The following is a 15,468-nucleotide window of genomic DNA, read 5'->3' on the forward strand; positions in this document are numbered from 1 at the left end:
ATCGTGCACGCGGCGATGCTCGGGCTCACGTGGCCGCCGCGCATGCGGGCAAAGGTCTCGGCCCGATCATGCGCATCACGCTTTATTCCCTCCGCCATTCCTGGCAGGCCGGTTTCGCCATAGGCGCGACCATCATCGCCTCGGTGCTGCAATTGTCGATCCCGCGCCTATTGGGTCATGCAGTGGACCAGGCGCAGAATGTGCTCAGCGTCGCAGCCGAGGGGGCCGAGCAGGCGCTGTTCTGGACCGCGATGACGCTGCTCGCCGTGTCGGTGGCGCGCGGCTTCTTCACGCTGGTGCAGAACTACTTTTCGGAATCGGTGGGCCATCATGTGGGCTACGAGCTGCGGCTGGCCTTCTACGACAAGGTGCAGCGCCTCTCCTATTCCTATCATGACCGCGTGCATTCGGGCGATCTGATCACTGTCGGCCTGCTCGATCTCGATGGCGTCCGCATGTTCTTTGCCACCGGCTTGATCCGTGTGGTGCTGCTGTCGGTGCTGATCGGCGTCGGCGCCTATTTGCTGTTCACCACCGATGCCCTGCTGGCATTTCTGGCCTTGAGCTTCGTGCCCTTCGTCGCCTGGCGCTCCTCCACCGCGCAACTGGCGCTGCGGGCTACCTGGCTGGTTTTGCAGAACAAGCTCTCCATTCTCACCCGGGTGATGGAGGAAAATCTCGGCGGTATTCGCGTGGTGCGCGCCTTTTCGGGCCAGAAGTTCGAGCTCGGCAAGTTCGAAGGCGCCTCCCAGGATGCGCTGAAACTCGCCCATGAGCGCGTCGGCATTCGCGTGCGCGCCACCTCGATGATGACCTTCTCGTTCTTCGCCGCCATGGGGCTGGTGCTCTGGGTCGGGGGCAATAAGGTGATCGCCGGGGAAATGAGCGTTGGCACGCTCGCCTCTTTCCTCACCTTTATGACCATCCTGCAGATGCCGGTGCGCCAGCTCGGCCTGATGGTCAATTCCTTCGCGCGTGCCTCCACCTGCGGGGAACGCTTCTATGCCTTTATCGACGAACCCGTCGAGATCGAGGACAAGCCCGGCGCGGTACCGCTCAAGCTGACCGATGGCGTGATGCGCTTTGAAAATGTCGGCTTCACCTATCCCGGCGCCACCCATCCCACCCTTGATGGCATCAGCTTCGAAGGTCGGGCGGGCGAAACCATCGGCATTGTCGGCGCCCCCGGCAGCGGCAAGTCGACCATCGCCCATTTGCTCCCGCGCTTTTACGACGTGACATCCGGGCGGATCACGCTCGATGGACAGGATATTCGCGATGTGACGCTGCAATCGCTGCGGCGGGCGGTGGCCGTGGTGCAGCAGGACGGGTTTCTCTTCACCACTACCATCGAGAACAACATCGCCTATGGCGATCCATGGGCCAAGGAAACCAAGATCGAGAAGGCCGCAGAAAGCGCCCAATTGCACAATTACATCATGGGCCTGCCCTCAGATTACGACACGGTTGTGGGTGAACGCGGCGTGTCGCTGTCCGGCGGGCAGCGCCAGCGCCTCTCCATCGCTCGCAGCCTGGTACTGAAGCCGGCGGTCATGGTGTTCGACGACTCGACGGCCGCCATCGATGCCGGCACCGAGCACCGCATCCGCAGTGCCATCCGCCGCTACGCCAAGGATCGGGTGACCATCGTCATCGCCCATAGGCTGTCTTCGCTGATGGATGCCGACAAGATCCTGTTCCTCGAGGATGGGCATATCGTGGAAAGCGGCAGCCATGAGGAGCTGCTGGCGCTGGGTGGGCGCTATGCCGCGCTCTATCATCTCCAGACCCGGCCGACTGACGAAACCGATATCGAAAGGGCCGCGCAATGAGCGTCATGGACGACGAGGAACGCGACAGCGCCGCCTTTCCGGGACAGCGTCCGCCACGCGCCTCGGTGGGAAGCCACAGGGTCGAGGAAGAGGTGTTCGGCAAGGCCTATGACCCGCAGACCGTGCGGCGCATCTGGGCCTATGTGCACCCCTATCGGCACAAAATCTATCTCTCGGTGGTCGCCGTTCTGGTGTTCACCGCCACTCAGCTGGCCATTCCGCTGATCATCGGCTGGGCCATCGACCAAGGCATGGCTGCCGGCGGCAATCTGACCAATCTCACCTGGGCGATATTCGCCTTTGCGGTGGCGGTGCTGTTTAATTTCGGCGCCTCCTATGTGCAGGAAACACAAGTGGGCGAGGTGGCCGAAAATGTGCTGTTCGACATGCGGCGCGCCATGTTCGCGCAATTGCAGCGCGTCTCGCTGAGTTTCATGGACAAGACCGAAGTCGGCCGGCTGATGAGCCGGCTGCAAGGCGACGTCAATTCCATGCAGGAATTCCTCGAGACCTCGGTGATCTCGGTGGGCGATATCGTGCTGCTGTTCGGCATCGTCATCGTCTTGCTGACGCTCGACCCATGGCTGGGCGTGCTGACGCTATTGACCATGCCGGTGCTGTTCATCGTCCGCATTTTCTGGCTGCCCCCGGCCAAGCGGGCCTTCTGGGCGGCGCATGAAAGCAATTCGGTGACCAATGGCGCCATGGCCGAAGGTATCAATGGCGTGCGCACGGTGCAGAATCTCGATCGCCAAAAGGTCAATTTCGACCTCTACGACGACAAGGCCTACCACAATCTGCGTACCCAGCTCACCGGCTCGAAATATGCCCAGGTCATGGTCCCGATCGTCGACACCCTGACCGGTATTGCCATGGCCACGGTGGTTCTGGTCGGTGGCTCGCTGGTGCTCAATGGTTCGCTGCAGGTGGGTGTCATCGTCGCCTTCCTGTTCTACATCCAGCGCTTCTTCGACCCCATCCGCTCGCTGACCATGCAATATTCGATCATGCAGCGGGCCATGACCTCGGGCCGCCGCATCACCGAGGTGCTGGACCTGCCGGTGACCATTACCGACAAGCCCAATGCCGTGACGCTGACCAGCGACATGGACGGCTCGGTGGCCTTTCACGACGTGGTCTTCGGCTATGATCCGAACCGGCCGGTGCTCAAGAATGTCTCGTTCCGCGTCAATCCGGGCGAGACCGTGGCTCTGGTCGGTCCCACCGGTTCGGGCAAGACCAGCGCCATGGCCCTGGTGCATCGCTTTTACGAAGTGCAGGGCGGCGCCGTTTTGGTGGGTGGGCACGATGTGCGCAACGTCACCCAGGAGAGCCTGGGTGAACAGGTGGCCATGGTGCTGCAGGAACCGTTCCTGTTCACCGGCTCGGTGTTCGACAATATCCGCTACAACAAGGCGTCCGCCACCCGCGAGGATGTCATCGCCGCTGCCAAGGCGGTGGGCGCGCATGAATTCATCGAGCGGCTGCCGCAGGGTTATGACAGCCAGCTCGAACAGCGCGGTTCGAACCTGTCGCTGGGCCAGCGGCAATTGCTGAGCTTCGCCCGGGCGCTAGTGGCCGACGCCAAGATTCTGGTGCTGGACGAGGCCACGGCCAATATCGACAGCTATACCGAACGGCAGATCCAGAAGGCGCTCGAAATCCTGCTCGACGGCCGCACCGGTCTGGTCATTGCCCACCGGCTCGCCACCATTCGCGGGGCCGACCGCATCATCGTTCTGCAGAACGGCGAGAAGATCGAAGAGGGCAACCATGACCAGTTGATGGCGCTGGGCGGGCTCTATTCCAAGCTCTACAACATGAACTATGCCAGCTTCGACGACATTCCCGACGAGCTGGTCGCCCAGGCCAATGCCAAGGCGTCGAGTACCTGAGAAGAACTGTATCTAAGAAAAACCTCCGGACTCGCGTCCGGAGGTTTTTGCTTTTTAGGCCACCAGCCCCTTGGTCAGTTCGAGCGCCTGGCGTTCGAACAGGCGCCGGTAGATGCCGCCGCTGAGCCGGATCAGGGCGTCGTGATCGCCTTCCTCGACGATCTTGCCCTTGTCGAACACCAGGAGCCGATCAAGCGCCCGCACGGTGGAAAGACGATGGGCGATGACCAGCGTGGTGCGCCCTTCCATCAGCCGCTCCATGGCTTCCTGGATCATCACCTCGCTCTCGCTGTCGAGGCTCGAGGTTGCCTCGTCGAGAATGAGGATTGGTGCGTCGGCCAGGAAGGCCCGGGCGATGGCCACGCGCTGGCGTTCACCACCCGAAAGCTTGACGCCGCGTTCGCCCACCAGCGTTTCGTAGCCCTTGGGCAGAGCGACGATGAAATCATGCGCATTGGCCTGTTTGGCCGCCTCGATGATTTCGGCACGGCTGGCGCCGGGCCTTGCATAGGCGATGTTCTCCGCCAGCGTACGGTGGAACAGAATGGGCTCCTGCTGCACGATGGCGAGCTGGTTGCGCAGCGAGGATTGCTGCACATCGGCAATGTTCTGCCCATCAATGGTGATCGCTCCGCCATTGATGTCATAGAGGCGCTGGATCAGCTTGACGAAGGTGGTCTTGCCTGAGCCGGAGTGCCCTACAAGGCCAATGCGTTCACCCGGCTTGATGGTCACGGAGAAATCCCGATAGAGCGGGGTCAGGTGTGATCCGTACTGGAAGGTCACATTGTCGAACCGGATGCCGCCATCGCTGATCGCGATCGGCTGAGCCCCCTTCTTGTCCTCGATGCCGAGGGGCTGGGCATGCAGACCCACCAGCTCTTCCATGTCGTTGACCGACTTCTGCAGGTTGCGGATGTGTTGACCCACGTCGCGCAGGTGCCCCTGCAGCAGGAAGAACATGGTGAGCACGAAAGTGATGTCGCCGGCCGTGGCCGCCCCGCTCTGCCACAGCAGCAATGCCGTGCCCAGAATGGCGGTCTGCATGGCCACCATCATCACGCCCTGCACGCCACCATTGAAGGTACCGCGCCGCCAGGTCCGACGCGTGCGCTTGCGCCACTTGCCCACCACCTTGGCGATCAGCCCGTCTTCGCGCGTTTCGGCGCCAAAGGCCTTGACCACGCTGTTGCAGCTCACCGCATCGGCCAGTGCCCCGCCCACCTTGGTGTCCCAGGCATTGGAGAGCGTTGCGGCCGGCGCCACGAAGCCGACCGACAGCCAGACGGTAACGGAGATATAGATGAGCGAGCCCAGGCCCACCACCAGTCCCATCACCGGCCAGGACGAACCCAGGATCAGCGTGGCGCCGAGCAGCATCACCACCGAGGGGAACAGTGCCAATAGCAGCGTGTCGTTGAGCAGGTCGAGCGCCCACATACCGCGCGTGATCTTGCGCACGGTAGAGCCGGCGAAGCTATTGGCATGCCAGTCGGTGGAAAAGCGTTGCACGCGGTGGAAACCGTCTGCCGCGATATCGCTCATCATCTTGAGGGTCAGCGGAATGATGTTGAGAAACACCAGCTGCCGCAAGGTCACCGAAGCCAGATAGAGTGCCGACATCAGCCAGAAGGCGGCAATGGCAGCGTCCCAGCTGGTGGTGCCGGTGGCCACCGCGTCAACCAGCCGGCCGGCGAAAATAGGACTGGCGGCTTCGGCGAGGGTAGCGCCGAGCACCAGCAGAGCGATGGCGACGATGCGGACGGGTTGCTTCTGCCAGTGGCGGAAGGTGAAGCCGAGCACATTGCGGAAGGCATCGGCACGAAAATCGAGCTTTTTGCGACTCATAAGACTGGCCGGCGCCGTTCTCCGGCGTCCGGTTCCTTGAAAAGGACTAAAGGGGAGGCAGCACGGGAGGACAACGGGGCCCTCGACGAAAGCGTAACTGCCTGGGAAACGGAAAACCGCTGGTGGCGGGTCCACGGGTCCTGCCCGGGAGGGCCACGGGGGCAAGCGCGTTAAGGTCGCGGCTTGTCCATGTGGGGGACGTCTATAAATGCTGTCATGCAACGCCTCCCTGTGTCTCGAAAATGAAGCGACGGACGGTTTGTAGCCAAACCGTCCGTCTTTGCCAATGGCGGAAATGCGCCGATGGCGGTCAATGATGCAGTTGGGTCACAGGCGCCCGGACACAGAATGCCCGGTGCGTCTCACGCCATCAGTCTGGCTTGCGGCCGCCCGGCGCCACAATCCCATGCGCGACGATCTGCGCATAGGCGAGGGCGGCGCCGAAGGTGCCGAAGATGAAGAGGATGAGGGCAAGGATGAATGTCGTGGACATGAAAGCCTCCAGAATTGCTGGCTTTTCTGTCCCACCTGCCGCGTCGGGAAGCTTTGACCTAGGTCAACCGTTTTTGCGAATTGGCCGGGTGGCATAGTGCGAACGGGAGCGATAGGCTCCGCCGCAGCGATTCAAGAACAAGAAGGCATTGCCCCATGAGCAATTCCCCCATCGATCCGGTCAAGCTCGATAAACTCGGCGAAGTCGCCATCAAGGTCGGCCTGCAGCTGGCCGAGGGCCAGGACCTGATCATCACCGCGCCGATGACCGCGGCACCGCTGGTGCGCCGTATCACCGAGCATGCCTATAAGGCCGGCGCGGGTCTCGTCAGCACGATTTACTCGGATGAGGAAGCCACCCTCGCGCGCTTCCGCTATGCCAAGGATGCCAGTTTTGACCGGGCTGCCGGCTGGCTCCATGCCGGCATGGCCGAGGCCTTCAAGAATAATGCCGCTCGCCTGGCCATCTCCGGCGACAACCCGATGATGCTGGCCAATGAAGATCCGGACAAGGTCTCGCGCGCCAACCGCGCCAATTCCGCCGCCTATCGTCCGGCGCTGGAGCTGATCACCGGTTTCGATATCAACTGGAACATCGTCTCCTATCCGACCCCGAACTGGGCCAAGCTGGTCTTCCCCAACGATCCCGAAGATGTCGCCATCGCCAAGCTGGCCGACGCCATCTTCAAGGCCTCGCGCGTCGATCAGGACGATCCGATCGCCGCCTGGAAGGCGCACAATGCCAATCTCAAGGCCCGCTGGACCTGGCTCAACGGCAAGAAATTCGCCGCGCTCAAATATAAGGGGCCCGGCACCGACCTCACCATCGGTCTGGCTGATGGCCACCGCTGGAAGGGTGGCGCGTCCGAGGCCAAGAACGGCATCACCTGCAATCCCAATATTCCCACCGAGGAAGTGTTCACCACCCCGCACCGCCTGCGCGTCGAAGGCACCGTGGCCGCCACCAAGCCGCTCAGCCACAACGGCACGCTGATCGAGAACATCCAGGCGCGCTTCGAGGAGGGCCGGCTGGTCGAGCTCAAGGCCACCAAGGGCGAGAACGTCTTCAACAAGGTGCTCGACACCGATGAAGGCGCCCGCCGTCTGGGTGAAGTGGCACTGGTGCCGCACTCCTCGCCGATTTCGGCCTCGGGCATCCTGTTCTACAATACGCTCTACGACGAGAACGCTTCCTGCCACATCGCCATGGGCCAGTGCTATGCCGACTGTTTCGAGAACGGCAAGACGCTGACCCCCGACCAGATTTTTGCCCAGGGCGGCAATAAGAGCCTCATCCATATCGACTGGATGATCGGCTCCGACCAGGTCGACATCGACGGCATCCACGCCGACGGCACGACCGAGCCGGTCATGCGCCGGGGCGAATGGGCGTTTTGATGCTCATTATGAGGGAACACGCGCAGCTGGCCCCTTATGATCGTCATTGCCCGGCTTGACCGGGCAATCCATTCGTGACGGCATCAATGGACCACCCGGTCAAGCCGGGTGGTGACGGGCAGGTGGAGGCAGGTGCGGCGCCAGAGCTAGCCGCCTCTACTCCCCGTCGATCTTCATGAATTCGTCGGCGCTGAGGACGATCTTGTGGTCGATCTGGCCCAGTTCGTCGGCGTTCTTGCCTTCATAGTCCAGGGCGTGCAGCACGGTGCGAATGGCGTTGAGGCGCAGGCGGTTCTTGTCATTGGCGCGCAGCACGGTCCAGGGGGCATGTTTTTTGTCGGTCCGCTCCAGCATGCGGTCTCGCGCTTCAGAATAGGCATCCCATTTGTCGAGCGCCTGCAGGTCGATGGGTGAGAGTTTCCAGGTCTTGAGCGGATCGTGCCGACGGTCGTGAAAGCGCTTGAGCTGCATTTCGCGACCAATCGATAGCCACAGCTTGAAGATCTGAATACCGTCATTGGTCAGGCGCTTTTCGAATTCCGGCGCCTCATCGAGGAACAGTTCGGTCTGCTCCGGCGTGCAAAACCCCATGACCGGTTCGACGCCGGCGCGATTGTACCAGGAGCGGTCGAACAGCACCATTTCGCCGGCGGCCGGCAGCCAGTCGATATAGCGCTGGAAATACCATTGGGTGCGCTCGCGATCATTGGGCTTTGGCAGCGCCGCGATCATGTTGTAGCGCGGGTTGAGATTTTCGAGGAAGCGCTTGATGGTGCCGCCCTTGCCGGCGGCGTCGCGGCCTTCGAAGATGATGACAACGCGCGTGCCCGCCTTGGCCATATGGGCCTGGTGGGCGACAAGCTGCTTTTGCAAGCCATACATCTGCGTGTCATAATCGTCGTCGTCGAGCTTTTCCGCATAGGGGAACTCACCCGAACCCAGCGCCGCCTTGCGGATGGCTTTGGGCAGGTCCGGATTGTCTATGTCGAAGCCATCAATGGGGTCGGTCACGCTGTCTCTCCGCTGTCATAATGAGCGTGCTATGAAGTCGCCTCCCGCGCAAGAGGCGGGGTAACCGGTTGAGTCGGCAGCCAGAAATGGACGATGCACACGCCCACCCTGCATTGACGCGCTCTCAGGCAATATTGGGGCGGCTGGTTGCCTATGCCCCGCTTTTGGCCGGGCTTGTCGGGGTTGTCATCGGCTTCGTGCTGCTGGGCGGTTTGCGCTTGGATCTGGCCATTCTCGGCTTCATCCTCATTTGCGGCTTCGTGCTCGCTTTGCCGCTGCCGACGGTGACGATCGCGGCTCCGCCGCCCGCGCCCCTGCCCATTGCGCCGCAAGCGACTTCGGATGACGATATCGGCACTTTCGTCGAGGCCCTGGCCGACCCTAGCCTGGTTCTCGATCGGCGCGGCGTGGTGATCTATCGCAATGCTGCTGCGCTTCGGGATTTCCCCAATCTGGCGGTGGGCAAGGTGCTGACCATGGCGCTGCGTAACCCGGAACTGATTGCTTCGGTGGAAACGGCCCTGCGTACCGGCGAAGGGCGCAGCTTCGAGTTGCACGAAACGCTGCCCTCGGAAACCTGGAACCGGGTGGCGGTGTCTCCTTTGCGTCGCTCGTGCCGCGACTGGGCCGATGACGAGGATCGCAACCTGCTGGTGACCGTCCAGAGCCTCACCGAGCTCAAGCGCGTCGATGCGCTGCGATCCGATTTCATCGCCAATGCCAGCCATGAGCTGCGCACACCCCTGGCTTCGCTCATGGGCTTTATCGATACCTTGCTGGGCCCGGCGGCCAAGGACGCGGCGGCGCGCGAAAAATTCCTCGGCATCATGCGGGGCCAGGCCGAGCGCATGAGCCGGCTGATCGACGACATGTTGAGCCTATCGCGGATCGAAATGCACCAGCATGTCCGGCCCACCGGCTCCGTGGATCTTTCGGGGCTCCTGCGGGAAGTGCGGGAAAGCCTGCAGAGCCTGGCCAAGGCGGCCGAGTTCGAGATCGTTCTCGACCTGCCGGCCAAGCCGGCGGTGGTGACAGGCGATCGAGGGCAGCTTTACGAGGTGGCCGAAAACCTTATCGAAAACGCCATAAAATATGGCGCCACCGGCAAAAGCGTCGATGTGAGCCTGGTGGAGATCGACCGCTCCGGACTGCACTATCAGTTGAGCGTCGTCGATCACGGGCCCGGCGTCGAGCCCGAACACGTGCCGCGCATGACCGAGCGCTTTTATCGCATCGATGCGGAGACCAGCCGCAAGAAGAAGGGCACGGGCCTGGGCCTGGCCATTGTCAAGCACATCGTCCAGCGCCATCGCGGCCAGATCGTCATCAAGTCGCGGGCCCGGGCCGGCGAAGGGCTGCGGGTGGAAGTGCTGCTGCCATAAGGTTTGGGCAAGCGCGTCAATCCGCCTGCCGCTCGCTGGCCTCACGGTGCCGGGCTTCGAGGTGGGCGCGCAGCATGCTGACCGGGGTGGCGACGATCAATGCCGCCACGATCCCCCAGGTGACCTCGCCGAAGCGGGAGGCCAGCATCGTCAGGTCACTTGTCTTGTGCGGCACCAGCATGATGATGGTGACGGTGATGCCGGCCAGCCGCGCTGCCGAAGGGACATTTGTAAGCCAGGCCAGCACCAGCGCAATAAAGGCAGCCAGCGCAAAGACCGGCAGGCTATGGCCGAGCATATAGGCGAATCCAGCGCCCACTGCGCCGCCAATGGCAGCACCCAGAAACTGGTCACGCGCGGTCGAATGGGTTGCCGACAACTCCGCCTGGGTGACCGCAAGGGCGGTGATGGCGGCCCAGAAACCTTCCTGTAGCCCCAGCGAACTCGGCGGAATATAGGCGACGACCGCCGCAGTAACGCTGAGCAGGGCATGCATGCTGCCCGACTTGAGACGCTCGAGAATATGTTCGCGCGAGGCCGCCTGTTCGGCCAGGGCCGTCAGGCGTCTCAATCTGGATGGTCTGCCATCGCGTGCCGACATCGCCTGGTCCGGGCTCAAGGTCAAAAACGAAAAAGGGCGCCGTGGACGCCCTCTTTACATCAAAGTCGCCAACCCCTAGCGGCGCTTTTTGTCGAGCTGGTGATAGGCCTTACGCGAATGGAATTCGCAATAGGGACCGGATTCCAGGCTGTGCTGGCCGCAGAAATAAAAATCCTTGGTCAGCGGGTCGCCGATCGGCCACTTGCAGGTATGTTCGTTGAGCTGCAGGAGGCTGAGGCGCTTGTCCTCGGGAATGAACAGCTCGGAGGTCGCGGGCGCCACGTAAAGCTCGGCCTGCATGTCCGGGGTCATGGCGAGCGCCGTTGCGCCCATCACCTGCGGCCGCGGCATGGACGGCCGTGGCTTGTTGATGGAGGCGCTGGCGCTCATGCTGGGCGCAGGGCCGGCGACACGGCGCGGGGCCGCGGGACGCGGCGCTGCCGGTCGGGCGCGCGGCGTGGTGTTGGTCGGCTTGGCGCGGGCAGACAGCTTGAGCCGATGCACCTTGCCGATCACCGCGTTACGGGTCACCCCTTCGCCGAGCTCGCCCGCGATCTGGCTGGCGCTCAGGCCTTCCATCCAAAGCTTCTTTAGAAGGTCGACGCGCTCGTCAGTCCAGCCCGCCGGTTGTGCTCCTGAAACCATCGTCAAAACAGAATCCTTCATTGCGCCGCCAAAATGGCCTGGCAGCCTTTCGACTCTACAGCTCGTATGTTGAGCGGGTCCGCCGCACGAGATATCGTGTCCCCAACGCCTCGCAGATTATGCCATCGCGGGAATCGGGATCAAGAGTCGGTCGGGATTTTCCCCGTTTATTCATTGGTTAAGATTGTCCTAACAAACCTTGAGTCAAATCAGGGGCTTGGCCGGAGAACATTGACTTGGCGCGCATTTTTCGACTAATTCTCGTGGCCAAACGCGCTGCCGACCCGGCGCGTTTTTGGTTTTTGTGGCAGCTTTGCCACGCCCCGCCGTCACATTGAATTTTTGACCCCGACACCAGAAGGATGTCCACCATGTCTGCGCTCTATGGCACCTATGCCCGGTCTGATCTCGCTTTCGAGCGGGGTGAGGGCATGCGCCTATACGACCAGCATGGCCGAGATTATCTCGACTTCCATTCCGGCGTTGCGGTGAATGCGCTGGGTCATGGCGATCCGCATCTGGTTGGTGCCCTCAAGGCCGCCGCCGACAAGGTCTGGCACACGGCCAATACCTTCACCATTCCCGAGCAGGAACGGCTGGGCCAGCGGCTTGTCGACGCCACTTTTGCCGACAGCGTCTTCTTCACCAATTCGGGCGCCGAGGCGCTTGAATGCGCCATCAAGACGGCGCGGCACTATTTCTGGGCCAAGGGCCAGCAGGACCGCTATGAGGTGATTGCCTTCACCGGTTCTTTCCACGGCCGCACGCTTGGGACGATCGCCGCTGGCGGCAATCCCGATTATCTGCAGGGTTTTGGGCCCGCGACGCCCGGTTTCAAGCATGCCAAGCCCGGCGACCTCGACAGCGTCAAGGCGCTGATCTCCCCGCAGACCTGCGCCATCCTCATCGAGCCGGTGCAGGGCGAGGGCGGGGTAACGGCCATGAGCAACGAGTTCATGCAGGGGCTGCGCGCGCTCTGTGACGAGCATGACATGCTGCTCATTCTCGACGAAGTGCAGTGCGGTTTCGGCCGGACCGGGCGCTTTTTCGCTTATGAGTGGTCGGGGATCACGCCCGATATCGTCGCGGTGGCCAAGGCCATCGGTGGCGGTTTCCCGCTGGGCGCTTGCCTGGCCAAGGGCGATGTCGCGGCCTCGATGGTGCCTGGCACCCACGGCTCGACCTATGGCGGCAATCCGCTGGCAACGGCCGTCGGCAATGCCGTGCTCGACCGCGTCCTGGCACCCGGCTTCCTCGATCAGGTCAATGCCATGGGCCAGAAGCTGGCCTGGAACCTGCAGCAGCTGGCGCAGAAATATCCCGACCACGTGCTCGAACTGCGCGGCAAGGGCCTGCTCTCCGGCATCAAGATCGCGACGCCGGTGCGCGACATGGTCACGCGGCTGCGTGACGATCATCAGATCCTCACCATGAGCGCCGGCGACAACGTCTTGCGCCTGTTGCCGCCGCTGATCGTGTCGGAAGCCGATATCGAAGAGGCCATGGCCAAGATTGCCGCCGCTTTCGACGCTATCGATGCCGAGGCGGCAACGCCGGCTGCGGGGTCCTGATGTATCTGACTTTTTATCACTTCGGCCGGCGGCGAGGACGCTGACATGGTTTGTTAGCCGTCATCAGTCATGGTGACGGCGCGTTCTCCATTCAATGCAGCGTCAATAAAAGGAGTCCGGCCAATGACGACCGGCACCGCAAGGCATTTTCTTTCCATCGATGATTTCTCCTACGCCGAACTGCGTGGCATGCTCAATCAGGCAGGTGCGCTCAAGCAGCGCCTGAAGGACGGCGATCGCCCGCAACTGCTCAAGGACAAGGTCCTGGCGATGATCTTCGAGCGCCAGTCCACCCGCACCCGTGTTTCCTTCGATGTCGGCATGCGCCAGCTTGGCGGCGAGACCATCATGCTATCCGGCCAGGAAATGCAGCTGTCGCGCGAAGAGACCCTGGCCGACACGGCCCAGGTGATGAGCCGTTATGTCGACGCCATCATGATCCGCATTCTCAGCCATGCCGACCTGCTCGACCTGGCGGAAAATGCGACGGTGCCGGTGATCAACGGGCTGACCCGTCGCGCCCATCCGTGCCAGATCATGGCCGACCTCATGACTTTTGAAGAGCATCGGGGTGACATCCGCGGCGCCAAGGTCGCCTGGGTGGGCGATAGCAACAATGTGCTGCATTCCTGGGTCAACGCCGCCGAGCTGTTCGAATGCGAACTGACCATTGCGGTGCCGGACGAATATAGCCCGGAAAAGGACCTGATGCAGGACATCACCCGCGCCGGGAAGTACGCCAAGCTGATCGAGGACCCGCGCGAAGCCGTCGAGGGTGCCGATCTCGTCATTACCGACACCTGGGTGTCGATGGGCGACGTCGATGCCGCCGAGCGCCGCCGGGTCTTGAAACCCTACCAAGTGAACAACAATCTAATGGCCTTGGCGAACAAAGACGCCCTGTTCATGCACTGCCTGCCCGCCCATCGCGGCGACGAGGTGACCGACGAGGTGATCGACGGTCCCCAGTCGGTGGTGTTCGACGAGGCCGAAAACCGCCTCCACGCCCAGAAAGCCGTTCTGTGCTGGGCCTTTGGGGTCGATACGAACTAAGAGCCTGTTCCATCGCGATCGGGTCATGCCCGCAACATCAGTTTCCTCGCCCAGGCGAGGATCTGGTTGCTGCGGGAATGACGCCGTGGATGGGCCGGGCTGTGGCGCGTTTCATTCCGAGGGTTTAGCCTAAGGAAAGACCAAGATATGACCACGGAACCGACAATGACCGAGAACCTGCTCTCCTCCATGGGCCTTGATCGCCCCGAGACCGGTGATGACGCCGTGGTGCCGTTCACGCTCGAAAAGCTGGACAGCCGCGGGCGGGTCGTCCGGCTGGGCCATGCGCTCGACACCATTCTCAGCCGCCACGATTACCCCGTGCCGGTGGCGCGGCTCTTGGGCGAGGCCGTGGTGCTGGCTGCCCTGATCGGGTCCTCGCTCAAATTCGATGGCCGCTTCATTCTGCAGACCCAGACCGACGGGCCGGTGAACCTGATCGTCGTCGACTTCGACGCGCCCGATGGCATGCGCGGCTATGCTCGTTTCGACCAGGATGCCCTGGTCAAGGCGGCCGAGGCCGGCAAGACCAGCTCGGCTGATCTGCTTGGCAATGGCCATCTGGCCATGACCATTGACCAGGGGCCGCATACCGAACGCTATCAGGGCATTGTGGCACTGGACGGCAAGTCGCTGGAAATGGTGGCCCTCACCTATTTCCAGCAGTCCGAGCAGATTCCCACCCAGGTTCGCCTGGCGGTGGCGCAGATGAGCACCAAGGGTGACCATCGCCCGCGTTGGCGCGCCGGCGGCATGCTGATCCAGCATCTGCCTGCCCATGGCGGTGCGGCTATGGCTGACCTGCCGGGCAATGGCGATTTCGACGATCCGCGCATGAGCGATCCCGACTTCGTGGAGGCCGATGGCTGGACCGAGGCCAAGGTCATGCTGGGCACGGTGGAAGATCTCGAACTGGTTGATCCCGATGTCTCGCCGGAACGCCTGCTGTTCCGCCTGTTCCACGAGACAGGCGTCCGCGTTTTCCCGCCCAAGGCCCTGGTGGAGCGTTGCACCTGTTCGGCCGAGCGCATCGAGGACATGCTGGCCAACAGCTTCTCCGATGAAGAGCGCCAGGAAATGGCAGTGAATGGTGAAATCGAGGTCGTCTGCGAATTCTGCTCGACCGCCTACCGTTTCAACCCCAACCACTTTCACCAATAGTCACTTTGCCCCGGCCGATTTAGCCTCGGCCGGGGCGCTTCGCGGCCAAGTCAGGTCGCCGAATTTTTCTTGATTTCCAACATCATCGGGCCGAGCTTTCGCTTGGCTATTGTGAATTTTACGAATTCCCTTACACCATAGGCTTATGCCTAATGCGGCATGAATACCGACGCCTGTGGGGAGGCAATACGATGATGTTCGACATCGTCCGCCTTACCGCGGGCAGGGCAGCCTTTGGGTCGTCATCGCCTTTTGGCTTCGGTAACTCCAGCAAATTCACCGGGCATGCCGCTTTGCGTGGCCAGGGCCTGGCTTTCCGGAACTTGCTGCAGACAAAACATGACGGCTCCGTGCATGGAGCAATCCCCACTGGCAACTCGCTTGGGGCCGATCGGATACGCTTTTATGCGTGGACCAATCGACGCGACTGCCAGCGGAGCACAGCCGTGTCTGCAGCCTTTTTCTTCTCGGGCAGGGGCGCCGGCGCGCTGCGGCTTGCACGCCGTGGCGCTCTCCAGTCGTCCTCCGTCAGAACAGTTCGGCCAACATCGCGGCGGGCCGCCGGGGTGAGCCTCGTGC

At 62.3% G+C, this 15,468-nt stretch carries 12 protein-coding genes; 7 read left to right on the forward strand and 5 right to left on the reverse strand.

Annotated elements, in window-relative coordinates; genetic code table 11:
- The first annotated feature begins 68 nt into the window (after nucleotides 1-68).
- Together DEVEQU_RS02930 and DEVEQU_RS02935 are read left to right on the forward strand one after the other, a co-directional pair.
- Complete coding sequence (locus tag DEVEQU_RS02930; RefSeq protein WP_126149200.1) at nucleotides 69-1,832, forward strand: ABC transporter ATP-binding protein; 1,764 nt, start codon at nucleotides 69-71, stop codon at nucleotides 1,830-1,832.
- The gene (locus DEVEQU_RS02935; RefSeq protein WP_126149079.1) at nucleotides 1,829-3,727 is read left to right on the forward strand and encodes an ABC transporter ATP-binding protein; all 1,899 of its coding nucleotides are present in this window, start codon (nucleotides 1,829-1,831) and stop codon (nucleotides 3,725-3,727) included. Before DEVEQU_RS02930 ends, DEVEQU_RS02935 begins: the two co-directional genes overlap by 4 nt.
- Nucleotides 3,728-3,781: 54 nt before the next feature.
- Here the strand turns inward: DEVEQU_RS02935 and DEVEQU_RS02940 are convergent, their stop codons facing one another.
- Both DEVEQU_RS02940 and DEVEQU_RS20205 read right to left on the reverse strand, forming a co-directional pair.
- Nucleotides 3,782-5,575 carry an ABC transporter ATP-binding protein gene (locus tag DEVEQU_RS02940; protein WP_126149080.1) on the reverse strand — a complete coding sequence of 598 codons (1,794 nt, stop codon included), beginning with the start codon at nucleotides 5,573-5,575 and terminating at the stop codon, nucleotides 3,782-3,784.
- A 370-nt stretch (nucleotides 5,576-5,945) separates the two neighbouring features.
- Nucleotides 5,946-6,068 carry a hypothetical protein gene (locus DEVEQU_RS20205; protein WP_268907370.1) on the reverse strand — a complete coding sequence of 41 codons (123 nt, stop codon included), beginning with the start codon at nucleotides 6,066-6,068 and terminating at the stop codon, nucleotides 5,946-5,948.
- Between the two features lie 155 nt (nucleotides 6,069-6,223).
- Here DEVEQU_RS20205 and DEVEQU_RS02945 point away from each other — a divergent pair, with 155 nt between their 5' ends.
- Nucleotides 6,224-7,465 carry an aminopeptidase gene (locus DEVEQU_RS02945; protein ID WP_126149081.1) on the forward strand — a complete coding sequence of 414 codons (1,242 nt, stop codon included), beginning with the start codon at nucleotides 6,224-6,226 and terminating at the stop codon, nucleotides 7,463-7,465.
- 156 nt (nucleotides 7,466-7,621) lie between these two features.
- Here DEVEQU_RS02945 and ppk2 read toward each other — a convergent pair whose 3' ends face one another.
- Complete coding sequence (gene ppk2 / locus DEVEQU_RS02950) at nucleotides 7,622-8,476, reverse strand: polyphosphate kinase 2 (RefSeq protein ID WP_126149082.1); 855 nt, start codon at nucleotides 8,474-8,476, stop codon at nucleotides 7,622-7,624.
- An 86-nt stretch (nucleotides 8,477-8,562) separates the two neighbouring features.
- Between ppk2 and DEVEQU_RS02955 the strand changes: the two genes are divergently transcribed.
- Nucleotides 8,563-9,858: a sensor histidine kinase gene (locus DEVEQU_RS02955; protein WP_126149083.1), complete on the forward strand. Its 1,296-nt coding sequence runs from the start codon at nucleotides 8,563-8,565 to the stop codon at nucleotides 9,856-9,858.
- Nucleotides 9,859-9,874: 16 nt separating this feature from the next.
- On the opposite strand, the gene DEVEQU_RS02960 is transcribed toward DEVEQU_RS02955, so the two are convergent.
- Both DEVEQU_RS02960 and DEVEQU_RS02965 read right to left on the reverse strand, forming a co-directional pair.
- Nucleotides 9,875-10,429, reverse strand: a complete 555-nt coding sequence (locus DEVEQU_RS02960) for an FUSC family protein (protein WP_164550211.1) — start codon at nucleotides 10,427-10,429, stop codon at nucleotides 9,875-9,877.
- Nucleotides 10,430-10,534: 105 nt separating this feature from the next.
- Nucleotides 10,535-11,104, reverse strand: coding sequence for a GcrA family cell cycle regulator (locus tag DEVEQU_RS02965; protein WP_126149201.1), 570 nt, complete (start codon nucleotides 11,102-11,104; stop codon nucleotides 10,535-10,537).
- Between the two features lie 362 nt (nucleotides 11,105-11,466).
- On the opposite strand from DEVEQU_RS02965, the gene DEVEQU_RS02970 reads away from it, so the two are divergent.
- From DEVEQU_RS02970 to DEVEQU_RS02980, 3 genes are all read left to right on the forward strand, one after another.
- Entirely contained in the window at nucleotides 11,467-12,675 is a 1,209-nt protein-coding gene (locus tag DEVEQU_RS02970) for an aspartate aminotransferase family protein (protein ID WP_126149085.1), read from the forward strand.
- Nucleotides 12,676-12,798: 123 nt separating this feature from the next.
- Entirely contained in the window at nucleotides 12,799-13,728 is a 930-nt protein-coding gene (gene argF, locus DEVEQU_RS02975; protein ID WP_126149086.1) for an ornithine carbamoyltransferase, read from the forward strand.
- 165 nt (nucleotides 13,729-13,893) lie between these two features.
- Nucleotides 13,894-14,889, forward strand: a complete 996-nt coding sequence (locus DEVEQU_RS02980; RefSeq protein WP_126149202.1) for an Hsp33 family molecular chaperone — start codon at nucleotides 13,894-13,896, stop codon at nucleotides 14,887-14,889.
- Nucleotides 14,890-15,468 lie beyond the last annotated feature (579 nt).

Origin of the sequence: Devosia equisanguinis (genome assembly GCF_900631955.1) — a bacterium.
Taxonomy (GTDB): Bacteria; Pseudomonadota; Alphaproteobacteria; order Rhizobiales; family Devosiaceae; genus Devosia; species Devosia equisanguinis.